The following is an 18,111-nucleotide window of genomic DNA, read 5'->3' on the forward strand; positions in this document are numbered from 1 at the left end:
ACCCGCGACGCCCTCCTGGGCCGGCCCTGGATGCCACCCGACCCGGCCACCGCCTGAACACCCATCCGCGTTGCGCTCACGCAACGCCATCTCGCCATGCCTCAAAGCGCCTGCGCTGAATGCTTACCGCCCAGGCTGATCATGATGAATGGAGACGGGTGGAGATGATCGATGGGGCGACCATTTAATGGCCGATGTCAAGGCCCGTCATGGAGTAAGCCACTTATATCCTGAAGGTAATGTTTAATGGTCAACGGAATCGTCTCCGCCGAGGGGTCCGTCCCGTTACACCAGGGCAGGTCGCCGAGGGTGCCTTTCGTAGCGCCCTGTGATCACCGAGCGTAGTCGGGTACGGGCTTGTCAAAAGCCGGGCGGTCGGTATCTTTCTAGATGATCGAGCGTGTGCGTACTGAGATCGTCGACTGTTCCCCGATCGGCCATGCATGTCCGAAGCGGGCGATCTCCAGGTGAGCTGGAACGAAGCAGGAGAGGCCCGTGGGTGACGAGCGTGCAATGACATCGCCGGACCTTGTCATGATCAGCTCGTTGCAGTTCGGGTACTCGCCGCGCAGGTTCGTCGACGAGGAGCACGTCCATCGGCTGGCGCAGACGGAATGCGCATTGCCGCCGATCACCGTGCACCGGAGCACCATGCAGGTCATCGACGGCGTTCATCGCTCGCGCGCGGCCGTGCTGCGCGGCCGCCGGCATATCGAGGTGGTCTATTTCGAGGGCAGCGGCGAGGACGCGTTCCTGCAGGCGGTGACCGCGAACATCTCTCATGGCCTGCCGCTTTCGCTGCCCGAGAGGAAGGCGGCGGCGATGCGCATCGTCAGCACGCATCCGCACCTGTCCGACCGTGCGATCGCGCGCCATGCCGGCCTCGCCGCCAAGACCGTGGCGGCGCTGCGGGAACGTTCGACCGATGAATCCGCCCAGTCGAACGCCCGGCTGGGCGTCGACGGGAGGGTCCGCCCGCTGAGCGGGGAGGAGGGCAGGCGCCGTGCCGCCGAGGTGATCACGGAGCGGCCGCACGCCCCGATCCGGGAGATCGCCAAGGTCGCGGGCGTCTCCGTCGGCACCGCGCACGACGTGCGCGGCCGGATGCGCCGCGGGGAGGATCCGGTGCGCCCCCAGAGCCGCGGCGGTGCGGTGCCGGACGACCCCGTCGACGTCTCCCCGTTGCTGCGGAGGCTGGTGCTGGATCCGGCGATGCGGCACACCGAGGCCGGCCGAAAACTGCTGCACCTGCTGCATACCCGGTCGGTGCCGGTGCCCGACTGGTCGCAGCTGGTGGGCGGGGTGCCGTCGCACTGCTCCCCGGCTGTGGCCGCGATCGCCCAGCAGAACGCGGAGAACTGGCAGCGGCTCGCCCGCCTGCTCTCCGAAGGGGAATTGCGTTGACCATCGGCCCCCGGCCGTTTCGCTCATGTACCGGTGGTCGCTTCAAGAAGACATCTCATCCTGTTCAGGTTGCTGTAATGCCCGATATGTGCCCGAATGTTAGGGTGCTCGGTAGAAGCAAAGGGCGATGAGGGAATGCCGGCGGCAGTGGTCGAGTCGCGGCCCGCGACGGCATTCTGGTGGTCCGGAAGGCGGGGTAGCCGTGAACAGCGCATCCGAGCAGGGCGTGCAGCGAGCCATCGAAAGCATTTACCGGAACGTCGGCGAGCAGATCACCATCGAGGATATGGCGCGAACTGCGATGTTCAGCAAGTTCCACTTCACCCGGCTGTTTCAGCGGGCCACCGGGGTATCGCCAGGGCGTTTCCTGTCGGCGGTCCGTTTACAGGAGGCAAAGAAACTGCTGCTGTCGACCTCCCTGAGCGTCACCGACATCAGCCATAGGGTCGGCTACAACAGTGTCGGCACCTTCAGTTCCAGATTCAAGCGAAGCGTCGGGCTGTCGCCGACCGCCTACCGCGAACTGGGCGGCTTCGCCCCGCAGATTCACACCGACGGCCAGCGGTATGGCGCGCGGACGGCGGTCGTCCACGGCCAGGTCTCCAACAGGCCGGACGACATGGAGGAAGGGCCGGTCTTCATGGGGCTGTTCCCCGACACCATTCCGCAGGGCTCGCCGGTGCGGTGCACCGTGCTCGAACGCCCCGGGTCCTTCAGGCTGGAAGACGTGCCGGAAGGCAGCTGGCATCTGCTGGTGCAGTCGGTGCGGCCCGGGGACGAGGAGATCATCGGGACGAGGCCGCCGACGGTCGCCACCCACGGCCCCATCCGGATCCGGCCGGGTGCGGTCGCCGGACCGCTGGAGATGTGGCTTCGGCCGATGCGGGCGCTGGACCCGCCCATCCTGCTCGCGCTCCTGGACGCGCGCCGCGTCGCCCTCAGCGGCGCCGCGAGCTGACCGCGCCCCGAGCACGGCGGACGCCCGAAGCGCCCGGCCCCGGTGGAAACCGGTGCCGGGTGCTTCTCGGTCTTCGGGACAGCTCAGCTGGTGTGCACCGTCATCGGGAGGCCGTCGCGGATCCGCAGGGAGAGCATGGGCTCGGCGACCACCCGGTATCCGGAGAGCTTGACCAGCCGCAGCTCCCGGGCGACCATCGCCAGGACGAAGACCGCCTCCATCATGCCGAGATGGTTGCCGACGCAGAATCGCGGCCCGGCGCCGAAGGGGATGTAGGCGTAGCGGGGACGGGCCTCGGAGTTCGCCGGGTCGAACCGGTCCGGGACGAAGCTCTCCGCGGCGTCCCCCCACAGCCCCCGATGGCGGTGCATGGTGTAGGGGGAGATGAGGACGTCCGAGCCGGCGGGGACGTGGTAGCCGCCCACCTCGTCGTCGTCCAGCGCCACCCGCGACAGCAGCCACACCGGCGGGTAGAGCCGCATCGCCTCCTGCACCACCATCGTCGTGAAGCGCAGTTCCTGCAAATCCTCGAACGTGGGCAGCCGGTCGCCGAGCACGGCGACCGCCTCCGCGCGGACGCGTTCGAACACGTCCGGATGCCGGTCGAGGAGAAGGAACGACCAGCCGAGCGTGCTCGCCGTGGTCTCATGGCCGGCGAGCAGCAGCGTGACGAGCTCGTCCCGCAGCCGCCGCCGGGCGACCCGCGGGTCCGGCTCCTCCCGGACCGAGACGATCAGGCGGGACAGCGCGTCGTCCCCGGCGTCGCCGCCGCCGGCGGCGGTGCGCTCGGCGACCAGCCGGCCCACGATCCGGTCCAGCTCCCGGCGCGCCCGGTGGAACCGCACCTGTTTCGGCAGCGGCGTCCAGAGCGGGACCACGCCCTGCGTGACCATCTCGAACATCGCCTGGTCCTGCACGGCCTGGAACGCCCCGCCGATGGACCCGTGCGCGCCGAGATCGGCGTCCAGCAGCGTCCGGCCGAGCACCCCCAGGGTCAGGTCGGTCATCTCGTGAACGATGTCGACCGGCCCGCCACCCGCCCGGCGGCGCAGCCGCGCCACCAGCGCGCCGGCCTCCTCGGCGACCACGCCGGCCTGCCGCGCGATGCGCCGGTGCTGGAACGCCGGCTGGACGACCTTCCGTTGCTTGCGCCACAGCTCGCCCTCGCTGGTCAGCAGCCCGTCCCCCAGGGCGCGGCGCGCCTGCGCGAGGCCGACGCCCTTGCGGTAGTTGCCGCTGTTGTCGGTGAGGACGTGTTTGGCGTGCTCGGGATCGTTGAAGAAGTACATCGCACGCGGCCCGAGGGTGAGCTTCGCCGCGTCCCCGTACCGGGCCGCGCTCGTCATCATCCCGAGCCGGTCGAAGACGAGCATCCACAGCAGCCGCGGCGTGGCCGTCCAGGGCGGCCCCGGCGGGACCCGGCGCGCGGAGGCGGCGCGCCGGGCCCCGGGCGTCTCGCCCATGCCTGTTCCCCGCAGGGGGGCGCCTCCCAGCGCCCCCCGTTTCGCTGCGCTCATGCTTTGACCTCGCTCCGTTCAGGCTCCAGCAGCCGGAACCGGCCCCGGTAGAACAGCAGGGGGTCGCCGTTGGCGAACAGGTCCATGCCGAGGAGCCTGCCGATGAAGATGGTGTGGTCTCCGCCGTCGCAGCGCCGCTGCACCTCGCACTCAATGTGGGCCAGTGCGCCCTCGATGAGGGGCGCGCCGGTCAGCGGGCCGGTCCGGCAGCCGACTCCGGAGAACTGCGCGGCCCCCAGCGGACGGCCGCGGTCGGCGAAGTGCCGGGCCACCGCCTCCTGGCCGTCCGAGAGCACCGACACCCCGAAGCGGCCCGCGGCCATGCAGTCGTGCATGACCGCGTCATGGCCGACGCAGACCAGCACGAGCGGCGGATCCAGGGAGACCGAGGTGAAGGCGTTCGCCGTCATGGCGTGCGGGGCGGCGCCCCCGACGGTCACCACGGTCACGCCCGTGGCGAACGTGCCGAACGTCCGGCGCATCTGCTTCCGGTCGCCGAGCAGCGTCGGCGGATCTGGTCGTTCTGTCACGTCCTGCCTCCCACGGGCGCGCCCCGGCCGTCCGGGACGTACGGTGCGAGCGCGTTCGCCAGCGACTCCGGGACGGGAGTCGGCACCGTCATCGTGTTGGGCCCGCGCATGCAGGCGACGCGCTGTCGGCCGCGCGCGATCAGCGACTCGACGCCGCCCGCCGTGAGCCGCACGTAGTCGAACCCGAACTCGAGCTGGGTCTGCCCGAGCTCCAGCAGCCGCATCCTGATCGACAGCTCGTCGAACGCGGTGATCTCGGCGAAGAACTCGCAGTCGACCTTCAGGGTGAAGAGCTTGAGGTCGTCGCGCAGCTCGGCGAGCACGTCGGGAGCCCGCTCCTTGAGGAACAGCTCCCGGCAGCGGCCCTGCCAGCTCAGGTAGTTGACGTAGTAGACGTTGCCGACGAGGTTCGTCTCCTCGAACCCGACGATGTGCCGTAGTTCGTAATACCCGTTCATCCTTACGACCTTCCTTCCGTGAGGACCGCGAACACGACACGGCCGGGTACGTCGCGCAGGGCCGTGACGAGCGTCGCGATCCGCAGCCGGCCCGAGTTGAGGACGAGCCAGCCGTCCCGGTGCTCCGGAGCGAGGGAGAGCGGGGCGTCGGCCGGCAGCCCGGCCTTGCGCAGGCATTCGGCGGCGGACCACACCCGCGTGGCGGCGGTGCCGGGCGTCTCGCCCTCCTCGGCGGCCACCAGCACGGCCATGCCGGCATGGGCGCCGAGAAGGTCGTCCCAGGTTCCCGCCGACCGTTCGGTGACCGGTTCGACGTCGCAGGCCAGCGTGCCGTCCCCGATGACGCACAGGGTGGTGCCCGCGCCGTGCGCGGCCGAGACCGTCCGGCCGTTGTCCAGCTCGGGGCGGCCGTCCGCCCGGTACTGGACGGTGGCCGGGCGGCCCGCGGCGCGGCCGGCCGCCAGCGCGGTCCGCTCCCGGCGGGCGACCCGGTCCGCGCCGTCGCCGGCGGCCCGTTCCACGGCCACGGCGACGCGGGCGCCGGTCAGCTCTTCCGTCTCCCGCTCCAGATAGGGGCCGAGGAGCGGCGGCGTCCACGGCCCGCCGCCCCCGGACTTGCGGATGGCCCGCAGCGTCAGGCCGTCCCACCGTTCGACGACCCGTCCCTCGCCGTCGCGGACCGCGATGTCGTAGACGTAGGTGTCGCCGTCCCGGTGCCGTTCGGTGGCGCAGTAGCGCAGCTCCCCCGCGGGCGTACCGCCCATCGGGTGGATCCGGTCCACACCGGACGGGAGCAGCGTCGCGTTCGGCACGCAGACCTGGTTGCCGTGCATCAGCGCGTCCCGCAGCCCGGGGTCGCCGAGCAGCAGGGCGCCCGGCAGGAAGCCGGCGAACCACTGCGCGGCGGGGTCGGCGGCGACATCGGCGTCGACGTGCCGGGCCGCGAACCGGTGGTAGCGGCGCAGCCGCCGGAACCGGCCGCCCTGGAACAGGACGTCCCCGTACAGGTCGCCCGCCGGGTCCAGCGGCACCGCCGGCAGGCCGGCGGCGCTCTGATCCGGCGGGCCGTCCGGTACCGGGCCGCCCGTGTACTCCACACGCGCCCGGAAGTGGTCGGCGGCGAAGCCGGTCTCCGCGCTGCGGATGGCGACCTCGACCCGGCCGGGTCCGGTGACGGTCGCGGCGACCCGGATCACGGTGCTGCCGTCCGGCGGGACGACGATCGGCCGGGTGAACTCGGCGTCCCGGACGACCGGCGGCTCCTGCCGCCCCGTGACCGCCATGGCCGCCTGCGCCATCGCCTCCATGCCGATGACGGCCGGGAACAGCAGGTTGCCGTCCAGCAGGTGGTCGCCGAGGTAGGGGTCGGTGCCGACGTTCAGCTCGGACTCAGCGACCAGTTCGACATCGTGGTAGCGCACGAGCGGCCGGTCCACGAACCGCAGCAGCGGCAGCGGGGGCCGGTCGTGCCGGACGGTGTCGATGGTGCCGGTCCGGCCGCTGATCACCACGACCGGCGGGGTGTCCGGTTCGGCGAGGAGCCGCCGCATGATCCGCACGCCCTGGTCGGGGGTGACCGCCGTGATGCCCTCGCGGGCCAGCCCCTCGACGACCGACAGGCGTTCGCCCATGCCGACGCCGGACCAGACCGACCACTCCATGCAGAGCGCGCGGCATCCGGGGTTGCGCTCACCCACCTCGCGGGTCAGCTCGGCGAGCCACTCGTTGGCGGTGGCGTAGTGCGCCTCGCCGCGCAGGCCGGCGCGGCCGATGATGCTGCCGAACGTCACCAGCAGCTTCAGGTTCCCGGCGCCGACCGCGTCCAGCACGTTCCGCAGCCCGTCGATCTTCGGGGCGAAGGCGGCGCGGAACGCGTCCGGGCCGAGCCCGGTGAGCGCGGCCGGCTCGTTGCGTCCGGCACCGTGCAGCACCGCGGTGACCGTTCCGGCGGCGCCCGCCAGAGCCGCCACCGCGGCCCTGACTTGCGCCGGGTCGGTGACGTCTGCGCGCGCGTACTCGACCCGCACCCCGCTGTCGGACATCCGGCGCAGGTTGGCGGCCAGCTCCTCGTCCTCGGCGGGGTCGGATCGGCCGAGGACGGCGAGGCCGGCTCCGGTGTCCAGGGCGACCGTCAGCGCGCACTCCGCTGTGATCCCCTTGCCGCCACCGGTCACCAGCAGTACGTCGGCGGCGTCGAGAGGCGGCCGGGTGCCGGACGGCTCGACCGGCATCGCGCGCAGCGTCGGGACGCGCCGCGCACCGGCCTCGTCGTAGTGGACCTCGGCGAATCCGCCCGTCACGGCCACCTCGGCGGCGACCCTCGCGGCGGCCTCGTCCACCGGTCCCGGATCGGCCGGAAGCTGGACGATCGTGACCCGCAGGTGCGGCGCCTCCTGCCGGAGTGTCTTGGCCAGCCCGGCCGCGCCGCGGCCGTGCTGGACGAGGACGAACCGGCCGTCGGGCGGCCCGCCGATGGCCTGCCGCGCGCCGTTCAGCGCCACCTCGACATGGTCCTCGGCGCAGTCCGGCGGCAGGCAGACCAGAACCCCCGAGCCGAGGTTCGAGCGTTCCAGCGCCAGCCGGACGGGCTCGGCCAGCGGATGGCCGTCCGGGGCGAAGACCTGCCACGCCCCGCCTTCCGCCCCGCCGTCCGGCGGGGCGGAAGGCGGCGGCGTCTCGTCCATGTCGATCCGGAAGGCGCGTGCCCAGGCCGCCGCACCGGCCACTACGGGGGCCGACGTGTCGCCGGACTGCGCCGTCTCGGCGAGCGTGTCGAGCGTCTCCGCCAGTTCGCGCAGTGTCGCGGTGGCGAAGTTGGTCGGTGCCTGGGTGACGGGCAGCCGCAGCCGCCGCGCCGCCTCGTTCATGATCTGTCCGACCGTGATCGAGCTGAGGTGTATCCCGTCGAGGAGCCCGTCGTCGTCGGAGACTGTCTCCGGCGGCAGTTCCGCGCGCTCGGCGACCAGCCGGCGCAGCACCTCGATGGTCGGCTCGCCGGGGTCCGGCCGTTCGGCGGCGTCGTCCTCGGCCTCCGGCGCCGTCGGTGCCGGTGCCGGTGCCGGTGCGGTGCCGCCCGCGGGGAGCGCCGGGGCGGCCTCGCACGGGCTGGTGAGGAAGGAGAACTCGGCGCCGATCTCCAGCGGCCGGACGAGCCGCCCGCGGAAGAGCGCGTCGTGCCGCAGCGACGCTCCGGCCACGTACGCGGCGGCGGCCACGCTCAGCAGCCCGTCCAGCGACTCGCCGTCGGTGTCGAGCGCGACGGCCGGCACGTCGGCGATGGTCTCGGCCAGCCGGGATAGGACGCGTCCGGGGCCGACCTCGACGAACAGGTCGATGTCCTTGGAGGCCAGCCCGACCGCCTGCGCGAACAGCACCGGTTCAGTGATCTGGGCGCGCAGCAGGCCGGGGATATCGGTGCCGGGCGCGAGCGCCTCGCCGGTCACCGTGGAGATCACCCGGTGGCCGACCGGACCGAACGTCTCGCCGGCCAGCCGGGCGGCGAACGCGTCCGCGGCCGGCGCGACGAGCGGCGAGTGGAAGGCGTGCGAGACGGCCAGCCGGGCGAAGCCCGTCCCCGCCGCCGCGGCCCGGCGCCCGGCCTCCTCGATGGCCTCGGCCGTCCCGGCGATGACGGTCTGCTCCGGCCCGTTGTACCCGGCGACCAAGACGGGCAGGCCGGCGATCAGCTCGCCCGCCGCTTCTGGCGCGGTGGCGAGGCCCGCCATGGTGCCGGACGCGCTGTGCTCGGTCATCGTCGTGCCGCGCGTGCCGGCGATGCGGAGCAGGGCGTCCTCGTCGATCGCGCCGGCCCAGTGCAGCGCGGAGAGTTCGCCGAGGCTGTGCCCGACGGCGACCTCTCCGCCCAGACCGAGCACGGCCAGCGCGCGTAGCCCCGCCATCGCCCCGGTGACGATCCGGGGCTGCGCCACGGCGGTCGCGACCGTGTCGCCGCCGGTGGGCAGCGCCGCCTTGAGATAGACGTCCTCGACCTCGGCGAACCGGCGGCGCAGCGCGCCGCCGCTGGTGCCGCTGCCCGAGCCTTGCCCGGGGAACAGCAGCCCGATCCGGCCCGGCCCGTCGGCGTGGCCGAGGAACGCGCGGCCGCCCGGTGCGGCCGCCGCGGTCTCGCCCGCGTCCAGGACGTCGATGAGCCGGCGCAGCCGAGCCTCCGCGTCTTCCGGCGAGGAGACGATCACGGCGGCGCGGTAGGGCAGGTCGCGCAGCTCCCGCTGGAGCGTGGCGGCGAGGTCGGCGAGCTGCGCGTAGGCCAGCCGCGGCACGAAGCCCGCGAGCTCGGCCAGCCGCGCCCGCAGCGCCTGCGGCGAGTCGCCGTCGGCGAGCAGCAGCTCCATGTCCTGCGCGGAGGCCGCCAGTGCCTTGGTGCGGGTGTCGAGCGGGGCCCACCGGGGCGGTGCGGCGCCCGTCACCACGAGGTGGGTGTTGATCCCGCCGAACCCCATGGCGCTGACGCCCGCCCGGAGCGGCGCGCCGGACGGCCAGGGCTCGGCCTTGCGCAGCGCCCGCAGCGCGGGGGCGTCCTCGGTGAGGATGGGATGCGGGTCGACGCAGCCCGTCGTCGGCGGCAGCACCTGGTCGTGCACCGCCAGCACGGCCTTGATGAGCCCCGCCACGCCCGCCGCCGCCTTGGTGTGCCCGATCATGCCCTTGATCGAGCTGATCGCGGCGGGCGGCGCCTGCGGATCGGCGGTGCGCCGCGCCTCCGTCAGCGCCCGCAACTCGGTCGCGTCGCCGACCTCCGTCCCGGTGCCGTGCCCTTCGAACATCGGGACGGTGTCGACACCGAATCCCGCTCGCTCGTAGGCGCGCCGCAGCGCAAGCTGGTACCCGGCGGCCTCCGGGCGGGTGATGCCGCCCTGGCCGTCGGACGAGATGCCCCACCCCGCGATGGACGCGTAGATCCGCCGTCCCGCCGCACGGGCCTCGGGCTCGCGCATGAGGACGACCATGCCGGACCCCTCGCCCGGCCAGAATCCGTTGGAGCGGCGGTCGTACAGCCGCATCTCGCCTTTCGCCAGGGCGCCGGTCTTGGCGAACCCCACGATTTCGAACGGGTCGATCGACAGGTCTACGCCGCCGGCGACGGCCACGTCGATGTCACCCTCCAGCAGCGCCTTGCACGCCGTGGCGACGGACAGCAACGACGACGAGCAGGCGCCGTCGACGGTGAACCCGCCGCCCTTGAGGTCGAAGTGGTTGCAGATGCGCCCGGCGATCGTGTTGGACAGCCCGCCGGCGAGCGAATCCTCGTCGATCGGCGGGAACGGCTTCTTGTAGGCGGCCTCCAGATCGGTGAGGAAGCCGGCCAGCGTGTCCTCGTCCCAGCCCGTTCGGCCGGTGAGCGCGGCGCCGACGACGCGGCGCACGTACGGCCAGCGCAGCCGCATCAGGTTGGCCCTGGTGAACTCGCCGGTGAGCGTGTTCCCCACGACCACGCCCGTCCGCTCACGGGGCAGCCCCTCGCCGGCCGGGAAGCCCGCGTCGGCGAGCGCCTGTTCGGCTGTCTCCAGTGCCAGCCAGTGGGTGAGGTCGGTGGACCGGTAGGTGCTCCCCGCGACGCGGTGGGCGACGCGGTCGAAGGAGTAGCCTTCGAGCACCGCGGCGTTCTTCGCGTAGAACCGGTCGGGTGCGCCGGGGTCGGGGCTCCAGTAGTCGGCGTGGCGCATGCGCTCGTCCGGCAGCCGGCGGAAGGCGCGGCGCCCGGCCAGGACGTTCTCCCACAGTTCGCGGGGGGACCCGGCGTCCGGATAGCGGCACGCCATTCCTACGATGGCGAGCTCGGTCATGCCGTCACAACCTTCTTTCCGGCGGAGTCGGTGGGGTCGGCGGTGCCCGCGGTCGCGTCGCCGCTTCGCGCCCCGTCCAGGACGGCGCGCTGCGCGCGGGCTTTGTCGGAGATGTACAGCGCCCAGAGGAACCCGCCTCGGATCGCGCACACGACCGCGGTGGCGAAGAACAGCCCGTAGGCGATCCCGGCACCGGTGAAGAACCCGTAGACGACGGCGATGCCGCCGCCGAAGGCGAACTGGGAACCGGGCGCCGACGGACTGGTGCCCGGGTCGGTGACCATGTAGTTCGTGTAGAGGACGAACGCGACCCCGGTCATCATGATCAGCGCGGCCGGGATGGACGTGTCGAGGACGAGCCCGCGGAAGACGGCCTGGACGACGTAGACCGACAGCCAGCCGGCGATCAGCCACATCCGCCCGGTCAGCTTGGCGTTCAGCATCGTCCCGCCGATGAGGACCAGGCCCGGGACGATCCAGTCGACCGTGGTGCCGACGCGCTCGGTGAACTCGTACGGCGGCGCGATGCTCGCCCACGGGAACAGGATAAGGATCACGGCTATCCCAAAGTTGGACGGGTTCATGAAGTGCCGGAGCTTGCCGCGCACCGGGGCGCGCAGCACCCACTTGGCGCCGACCGCGACCAGCACGCCGAAGATCATCACGTAGACGCGGTCGTTGACGTAGATGAGCATGTTCATCGCCAGCGCGGTGATGTGTGAGGGGTAGAGGAACTCCACGACTCCGCGCACGCCGTTGCCGGTGAAGCGCGGCGCCCGTGCCTCGACCCGCGCCGAGACGGCCTCCAGCACCATCTCGAACGCGTAGGCGGTGAAGAGCGCGACGAAGGGCCACGACCACGGCTGCTCGAAGCCGAGCACGGTGTAGCCGAAGATGTTGAACACCGAGATCGAGATCGCGAAGTTGCGCAGCGCCTTGATGATCGTCGGGTTGTGGCGGGCTGGAATGGGCTTGCCGATCGTCGGGGACGTGCCGTTGGACATGTCCGTCACTTCTCCTTCGCCTGAGTGCCGAGCGTCAGCGAATGACGGCCCGGGGAGAGCCGCAGGTCCTGTTCGCGCACCGTTCCGGTCCGGTCGCGCCAGCGGAGGTGCGCCTGGACGGGCCCGGTCACGCCGGTGCCGAGGCCGATGTGCACCTCGTCGCTGCGCTTGCCGGAGTGGCCGCTGCCGCCGTCCACCCGTCCGAGCAGGACGCGGCCGTCGGTCGTCTTCACGGTCACCTGCGCGCCGACCACCGGGGATCCGGGAGCCGCGAGCCCGCCTCCGGCCGGTGCCGCGGGCGTGTCATGGGTGAGCTTCAGATGCAGGTAGGACCCCTTGGAAGGGCTGGTGTTGTGGTAGAAGGCCGGCTCGTCCCACTGCCGTGCGACGGCCATGTCGAGCAGCCCGTCGCCGTCGCTGTCACCGACCGCTATGCCCCGGGTAGGGACGGGCACGGCCAGCCCGAGCTCCTTGGCCACGTCCTGGTAGCGGTCGCCGTCCTTGACGAAGAAGTGCAGCCGCTGGCTTCCGGCGACGTCGTCACCGGCCCGGACGTGCGGCCACCAGTACGGGTCCGAGACCACGGCGTCGTTGGACGCGGCCAGTTCCTGCAGCTGCGGCCACCGGTTGACTTCCCCCTTGACGAAGCCGGTGGTCTGCGCGATCGCCGTCTGGCCGCTGTTGTCGAAGTCGGCGATCTTCACGTCCCAGGCCCAGCCCGACCAGGCCGTCCCGAGGTCGGCGCTGCGGTCCTCCCACGGTGCCTTGCCGTCGCGCAGGTCCGAACGCAGCTCGGTCTTGTTCTTCGCGGTGCTGATGAACTGGAGGTTGCTCTCCTGGATGCCGAACGTCGTGGTGATGTCGCTGACGAACATGTCGTAGAGGCCGTCGTGGTCGAAGTCGGCGAAGTCGATGCCCATGCCCTTGAAGGAGTCGGAGCCGAGCCGCTTCGACTTCGGCACTCCGGGGGTGCGCACCCCGTGCACGAGCGAGAACTCGATCTTCCCGGGGCGGGAGCGGTTGTAGAGCAGCGCGTCCTTGCCGTGGTCCTGCGCGATGTAGAGCTCCGGCAGCTGGTCGCCGTCCAGGTCGTTCGCCCCGGCCGCGAGCACCCAGCCCTTGGACACCGGTTTGGGCAGGACGCCGCGGGCCTCCATGAACGAGACGGTGCTCGCGGACGCGCCCGTCCAGCGGAAGACGTGGTCCTCGCCGCCGTTGGTCGCGTTCGACAGCGACTTGTTCATCGCCACGCCGCCGCTCTTGCGGTCGTCGAGGACGGGCCCGTCGGGGAAGTAGTCGCCGAGGTAGACGTCGACGTGGCCGTCGCCGTCGAAGTCGTCCAGTGCGACTGCGTTGGAGTTCCACTGCGGGCCGCTGTAGGTGGTGCCTCCCGCGTTCGGGACCAGCTCGGCGGGCGTGTAGGCGTCCGCGGTGAGCCCGTCCGCCCCGGGCTTGGCGAGGAACACGACGGGTGTTCGTCCCCAGTAGTAGACGAGCAGGTCCATCCGCCCGTCCTCGTTGAGGTCGGCCGGCGCGCAGCCCATCGGCGCGATGGCGTACCCCATCGGGAGCGGGGCCGCGTTCAGCGCGAACGGCGCGTACCGCTGCGAGCGTTTGCCCGGCGTGGGCGTCACCACCACCTGGTCGATCCGCGGGTCGGTGATGCACAGGTCGTTGGGCAGGCCGTCGCCGTCGAGGTCGTTCATAGCGACGCCCGCGCCGACCGACGAGATCCAGGCGTCGATCTGCTTGTAGTCCTTGTTGACCTTCCGGATCGTCTGCTGCTCGTACCCGCCGGGCAGCGCGATGTTCATCGGCGCGAACCCGTACGCGGACGCCAGCTCGGCGCGTTCGGTGGACGACGCGCTCGGGAGCCGGACCGCGAAGAACACTCCCACGACCAGCACCAGCGCCACGACTCCCGGTAGCTGCCTGCGAAGCCATCCGACCATGGCCGTTGCCATGGGCTAACCCCTTCCCGACGATGTCAACTCTTCGGCGATGCGCCGCCGCCACACCTCGTAGGCGGGCAGCTCGCCCTGGACCGGCCCTGTTGGACGAGTCCGTACACAGACGTCCGCCGCCGCGTCCGGCGGCAGGCCGCAGAACACCTCGGTCGCGACTCGTGTGTGCGGTGTTTCGAGGCCGGCCCTCTGCCGTGCCTCGGCCGCGAACGCCGCACCCTGCGCGAGGTGCGGCTGGAACCTGCCGGCCCGCTTCCAGAACCCGGCCAGCTCGTCCCGGCCCGCCCCGCCGGCGTACGTCGCCGCCAGCCCGGCGCCGCTGTAGAGGTCCGCCTGCCGGCTCGCCGGGAACCCGTCGATCAGGGTCGCCACCTCGTCGGCGTCGGCGCCGCCGACGAACCACAGGGCCCGGCCCACCCCCTGGTCGAACGCGCGCGGGGCGTACCTGTCATGGGGACCGCCCGGCCAGCGTGGCGTGTCCCGGATGTGCCGGTGGACGTACGTGCCGGTGTGGAAGTACGCCTGGTGGAAGCCGTAGCCGTCCAGGACGAGCCACTGGAGCAGCGGATCGAAGGGGAACTTCGGCCACCGGAACCGGGGCAGCCGGGCCATGGCCCAGCCCGCGCCGACGTAGGCCATGTAGGTGTGGTCGCGGCCGGGGCCGTCCAGGAACCGGGAGAGCCGGCGATCGCCCGCCAGCGGCAGCGCGCCGACCACCGAGTACCCCATCGCGGCGCCCTCGTAGGCGAATCCCCGGAACCGGACGGGTATGTCCGCCATGCGTGCGGCCGCGGCCTCCGGATCGGCCTCCTCCACCGCGTGGGCGAAACCGGCCAGGAACGTGGCGCCGATCGTCTCCAGCAGTTCCCGCGCGGTCCGGTCTTTTACGTGGAAGCCTCGTTCGGCCAACCGGGTATTGGATATGTCCGGGGTCAGTACACGACGCTCCAGCATCCGCAGGAAATGGGCCAACGCGCTCTCCAATCCGTTCATGGAATGCCTCACAAAGAGACGCACCAGGCCACTCGCATGCCCGCAGTGCTATTCGCGGGCGACGCGAAATCGTTGATGACTCTCCAATAACTGTAAGTCGGGGGCCGTTGCCGGCGTCTACTCCAATATTGCGCAGCCATCGCAATTTGCGGGCATGCCAGAATGCCGGGCATTTGCTGCTCGGATGCCCGGCTCCGGATGTGGATTTGTGCTGCTCGGCTCAGCGTGCGGAACGGCCCGCGGGCGCCGCGAAATGGGCCTGGACGCCGCGCCGCCAGAGTTCGTAGGCGGGCGCGGCGGGCCCGGCGGAGGCGGGGTCCGGCGCCGCCCCGTCGGCCAGGGCGACGGCGGCCTCGACCGGCAGCCCGGTGAGTGCCGTGGCGGCGGTGCGGGTTTCGGGCGGCACGTACCCGGCGTGGGCACGCGCCTTGATCGCGAAGACGGCGCCCTGCGCCAGAGCGGCGGTGTGCGGTCCGGCCTCCCGGCTCAACTCCTCCAGGGCGAGGCCATCGCCGCCGCCGGCGAAGGCCGCCGCCAGGCCGACGCCGCTCCACAGGTCGGCGTGCCGGTGCGAGGCGAAACGCCGCACCGCCGCCGCCACGTCCGGCGTCCGGCCGCCGCCGATGAACCACAGGGCCCGTCCGATGCCCTGGTCCACCGCCCGCGGGAAGTACTCGGGCGCGCCGTCCCAGGGGTAGCTCGCGGGGATCTCCTGCCGGCCGACCCAGCGCGGGGTGTCGAAGTAGGCCCGGTCGAAGGCGTAGCCGTCGACCGCCAGCCACGACATCGCCGGGTAGTACTCCGCCGAGCGCAGGTCGGGCAGCACCCGCTTCCACAGGACGCGCGGCAACCGCGCCATGGCGAAACCGATGCCGATATAGGCGAGGAAGATGTGCGGCTTGCCCGAGCCCGCAAGCAGCTTTCTGGTGCGGTTGCCGGTTCGGCCGGGCATGACGTCGAGAATGGTGTACGCCATCACCGCGCCTTCATAGGCGAATCCGCGTTGCTCCTCGTCGACGAGGTCCAGTCGCCGCTCGACTTCCCATAGACCGCGTGTTTCCATGCCCCATTCGAACCCGCAGACAACGGATTGCGGCACTTTTTCCAGGCGCCGGGTGGCCGCCGTGCTCGCGCCGGAGAACCCACGCTTTTCGAGCGTGACGTCTGCCAGCGACGGAGCCAAAGCGAGCCTCCGCAGCGAACCGAGGACGGAAGCCATGACATCTCCCTTGAACTCCACCTGTCCGGCGGTGTCATCATCACACGGCCCGGATAACGGACACATCTCCATAAATGCGACAAGCGCCACAAGGAGTGCCGGACCGGCCGGCGTCCCGGCCGTGTCCCGGGCTAGCAGCCGTTCAGGCGCGCCAGGCGTTCTTCCAGGTAGCGGTGCTCGGGGAGGCTGGTCGTCAGGCGCGCGGCCAGCCAGTACGAGGAGCGTGCCGCGCCGAGGTCGCCGGCCATCTCCAGCAGGTGCGCCCGGACCGCGTGCAGCCGGTGGTGGCGGGACAACCGGTCATCGGCGTCCAGGCGTTCGAGCATCTGGAGGCCGTCCTCCGGGCCCTGCACCATCGCGACGGCGACGGCCTTGCCGAGGGTGACGACGGGGTTGTCGTCCACGTCCTCCAGCAGCCGGTAGAGCTCCAGGATCTGCGGCCAGTCGGTGTGCTCCGCGCTCGCCGCCTCACTGTGCACGGCGGCGATGGCCGCCTGGAGCTGGTACGGTCCCAGCCGCGCGCGGGCGAGGCTCCCGCTGATCAACTCGACGCCCTCGCGGATCGACTCCGCGTTCCACCGGCTGCGATCCTGCTCGGCCAGCGGGACCAGCCCGCCGTCCGGCCGGGTGCGCGCCGCCCGCCGTGCGTCGATCAGCAGCATCAGCGCCAGCAGGCCCGTGATCTCGCCGTCGCCCGGTAGCGCCCGGTGCAGGACGCGGGTCAGCCGGATCGCCTCGCCGGTCAAGTCCGGGCGGTGCAGGTCGGGGCCCGAGGTCGCGGTGTACCCCTCATTGAAGATCAGGTACAGCACGTGCAGCACGACCTGGAGCCGGCCCGGCAGCTCGTCCTCCGGAGGCATCTCGAACCGCGCGCCCCCGGCCTTGATACTCCGCCGCGCCCGGCTGAGCCGCTGCGCCATCGTCGTCTCCGGAACCAGGAACGCCCGCGCGATCTCCGCCGTGGTCAGGCCGCCGACCGCGCGCAGCGTGAGCGCGACCTGCGAGGACGGGCTGAGGCTGGGATGGCAGCAGAGCAGCAGCATGATCAGCGACTCGTCCGCGTCCCGTGGGCCGGTGTCGGCGGGAGGCGCGAGCAGCTCGTCCGGTGGAGTCCGCTCGGCGATCCGCTCCTCGCGTCTGCGCCCCGCGCGTTCGCTGCGGAGCCGGTCGGTCAGCTTGCGCGAAGCGACCCTGATCAGCCAGCCCGCCGGGTTGCCGGGCACCCCGTCGGCGGGCCAGTGCGTCGCGGCGGCCAGCAGGGCCTCCTGCACCGCGTCCTCGGCGGTCTCCGGGTTGCCGTGGTGCCGCACGAGCGCGGCGAGGACCTGCGGCGTCAGCCGGCGCAGCAGGTCCTCGATATCGTCGTCGCCCGCGGTCACATCTCCTCGCCCGAGGTGCCCATGATCGGATGCACCTCCACCGCGGCGAACCGGGCGTCGGGTACGCTCGCCGCGATCTCCGCGGCGCGTTCCGGGGTGTCGCAGTCCACCACCATGTACCCCGCGAGCTGCTCCTTGGTCTCCAGGAAGGGCCCGTCCGTGGCGGCCGGCACCCCGTCGCGGACCGTGACGGTCTTGGTGGCGAGCGGGTCGGCGAGCGCCGCGGCGATGATCAGCTCGCCGGACTCGGTGGTCTCTCGGTGCATGGACTCGGCCTGCCGGGTCAGCTCCTCCCGCTCGTGCTCCGGCATCGCGAGGAACCGCGGATCGCGCAGGAACAGCGGATGCTCCCAGTTCTCCGGGTTGCTGTAGATCAGCAGCAGGTACTTCATCTCGGTCCCCTCCGGACGTGCCCGGTCGGCTCGGCAGGCCAGGCTACGCCGACGGTCCCGCCACGCCGATGACGTTGCCCTCCGGGTCGGTGAACCGGCCGACGGTGAAGCCGCCGGACTCCGGCGCCGGGCCCATGAGCCGCTTGCCGCCCAGGCTCTCGGCCTTCTTGAGGGCCGCTTCGACGTCCGGGACGCCGACGTAGAACAGGACCCCCGGCCGGTGGCCCTCGCCGCCGCCGACCCCGCCGTTGATACCGTCGCCGTCGCCGGTCGTGGTGCCGTCCACGAATCCGTACACGCCCGGCTGCGAGACCTCCTCACTAATCGCGTCGCCGGTCTGCATGTCCCAGCCGAAGAGCTCCCCGTAGTAGCCCTGCAGCTGTACCGGGTCGGCCCCGATGATCTCGAAGTGCACCACCGGCTGTCCCATGATCCGTCCCCTCTCCGCGCCGGAATCCCGGCGCCCTGTGATGTACCCAGGTGGGTACC

13 protein-coding genes are annotated in these 18,111 nt (G+C 71.9%); 2 read left to right on the forward strand and 11 right to left on the reverse strand.

All coding sequences use genetic code 11. The features are described 5' to 3' along the window. Positions 1 to 495 precede the first annotated feature (495 nt). Both HUX53_RS16970 and HUX53_RS16975 read left to right on the forward strand, forming a co-directional pair. Positions 496 to 1,404, forward strand: a complete 909-nt coding sequence (locus HUX53_RS16970; RefSeq protein WP_217919528.1) for a ParB/RepB/Spo0J family partition protein — start codon at positions 496 to 498, stop codon at positions 1,402 to 1,404. Between the two features lie 202 nt (positions 1,405 to 1,606). After that, positions 1,607 to 2,362, forward strand: coding sequence for a helix-turn-helix transcriptional regulator (locus HUX53_RS16975; RefSeq protein WP_309237279.1), 756 nt, complete (start codon positions 1,607 to 1,609; stop codon positions 2,360 to 2,362). 83 nt (positions 2,363 to 2,445) lie between these two features. Here HUX53_RS16975 and HUX53_RS16980 read toward each other — a convergent pair whose 3' ends face one another. The 11 genes from HUX53_RS16980 to HUX53_RS17030 all read right to left on the reverse strand — a co-directional run bounded on the left by HUX53_RS16980 (position 2,446) and on the right by HUX53_RS17030 (position 18,052). After that, on the reverse strand, positions 2,446 to 3,825 hold the full coding sequence (locus HUX53_RS16980; protein ID WP_176404174.1) for a cytochrome P450: 1,380 nt from the start codon (positions 3,823 to 3,825) through the stop codon (positions 2,446 to 2,448). A 50-nt stretch (positions 3,826 to 3,875) separates the two neighbouring features. Beyond that, positions 3,876 to 4,409 (reverse strand): flavin reductase family protein, encoded by a 534-nt coding sequence (locus tag HUX53_RS16985; protein WP_309237280.1) that lies wholly within the window; start codon positions 4,407 to 4,409, stop codon positions 3,876 to 3,878. Further along, entirely contained in the window at positions 4,406 to 4,867 is a 462-nt protein-coding gene (locus HUX53_RS16990) for a thioesterase family protein (RefSeq protein WP_176404175.1), read from the reverse strand. Before HUX53_RS16990 ends, HUX53_RS16985 begins: the two co-directional genes overlap by 4 nt. Before the next feature lie 2 nt (positions 4,868 to 4,869). After that, positions 4,870 to 10,671, reverse strand: coding sequence for a type I polyketide synthase (locus HUX53_RS16995; RefSeq protein ID WP_176404176.1), 5,802 nt, complete (start codon positions 10,669 to 10,671; stop codon positions 4,870 to 4,872). After that, on the reverse strand, positions 10,668 to 11,675 hold the full coding sequence (locus HUX53_RS17000) for an enediyne biosynthesis protein (protein WP_176404177.1): 1,008 nt from the start codon (positions 11,673 to 11,675) through the stop codon (positions 10,668 to 10,670). The genes HUX53_RS16995 and HUX53_RS17000 overlap by 4 nt, the downstream gene beginning before the upstream one ends. Before the next feature lie 5 nt (positions 11,676 to 11,680). Next, positions 11,681 to 13,591, reverse strand: coding sequence for a CRTAC1 family protein (locus tag HUX53_RS17005; RefSeq protein ID WP_309237281.1), 1,911 nt, complete (start codon positions 13,589 to 13,591; stop codon positions 11,681 to 11,683). A 51-nt stretch (positions 13,592 to 13,642) separates the two neighbouring features. Beyond that, positions 13,643 to 14,632 carry a DUF1702 family protein gene (locus HUX53_RS17010; RefSeq protein ID WP_176404179.1) on the reverse strand — a complete coding sequence of 330 codons (990 nt, stop codon included), beginning with the start codon at positions 14,630 to 14,632 and terminating at the stop codon, positions 13,643 to 13,645. 220 nt (positions 14,633 to 14,852) lie between these two features. Then, complete coding sequence (locus tag HUX53_RS17015) at positions 14,853 to 15,851, reverse strand: DUF1702 family protein (RefSeq protein WP_176404180.1); 999 nt, start codon at positions 15,849 to 15,851, stop codon at positions 14,853 to 14,855. Positions 15,852 to 15,982: 131 nt separating this feature from the next. Beyond that, a complete protein-coding gene (locus HUX53_RS17020; protein WP_176404181.1) occupies positions 15,983 to 17,230 on the reverse strand; it encodes an RNA polymerase sigma factor in 1,248 nt (415 codons plus the stop codon). Beyond that, the gene (locus HUX53_RS17025; RefSeq protein ID WP_176404182.1) at positions 17,227 to 17,622 is read right to left on the reverse strand and encodes a YciI family protein; all 396 of its coding nucleotides are present in this window, start codon (positions 17,620 to 17,622) and stop codon (positions 17,227 to 17,229) included. The genes HUX53_RS17020 and HUX53_RS17025 overlap by 4 nt, the downstream gene beginning before the upstream one ends. A gap of 43 nt (positions 17,623 to 17,665) precedes the next feature. Continuing rightward, complete coding sequence (locus HUX53_RS17030; protein ID WP_176404183.1) at positions 17,666 to 18,052, reverse strand: VOC family protein; 387 nt, start codon at positions 18,050 to 18,052, stop codon at positions 17,666 to 17,668. Between the last annotated feature and the right edge of the window lie 59 nt (positions 18,053 to 18,111).

This window comes from Actinomadura sp. BRA 177 (genome assembly GCF_013372625.1).
In the GTDB taxonomy this organism is placed as follows: Bacteria; Actinomycetota; Actinomycetes; order Streptosporangiales; family Streptosporangiaceae; genus Spirillospora.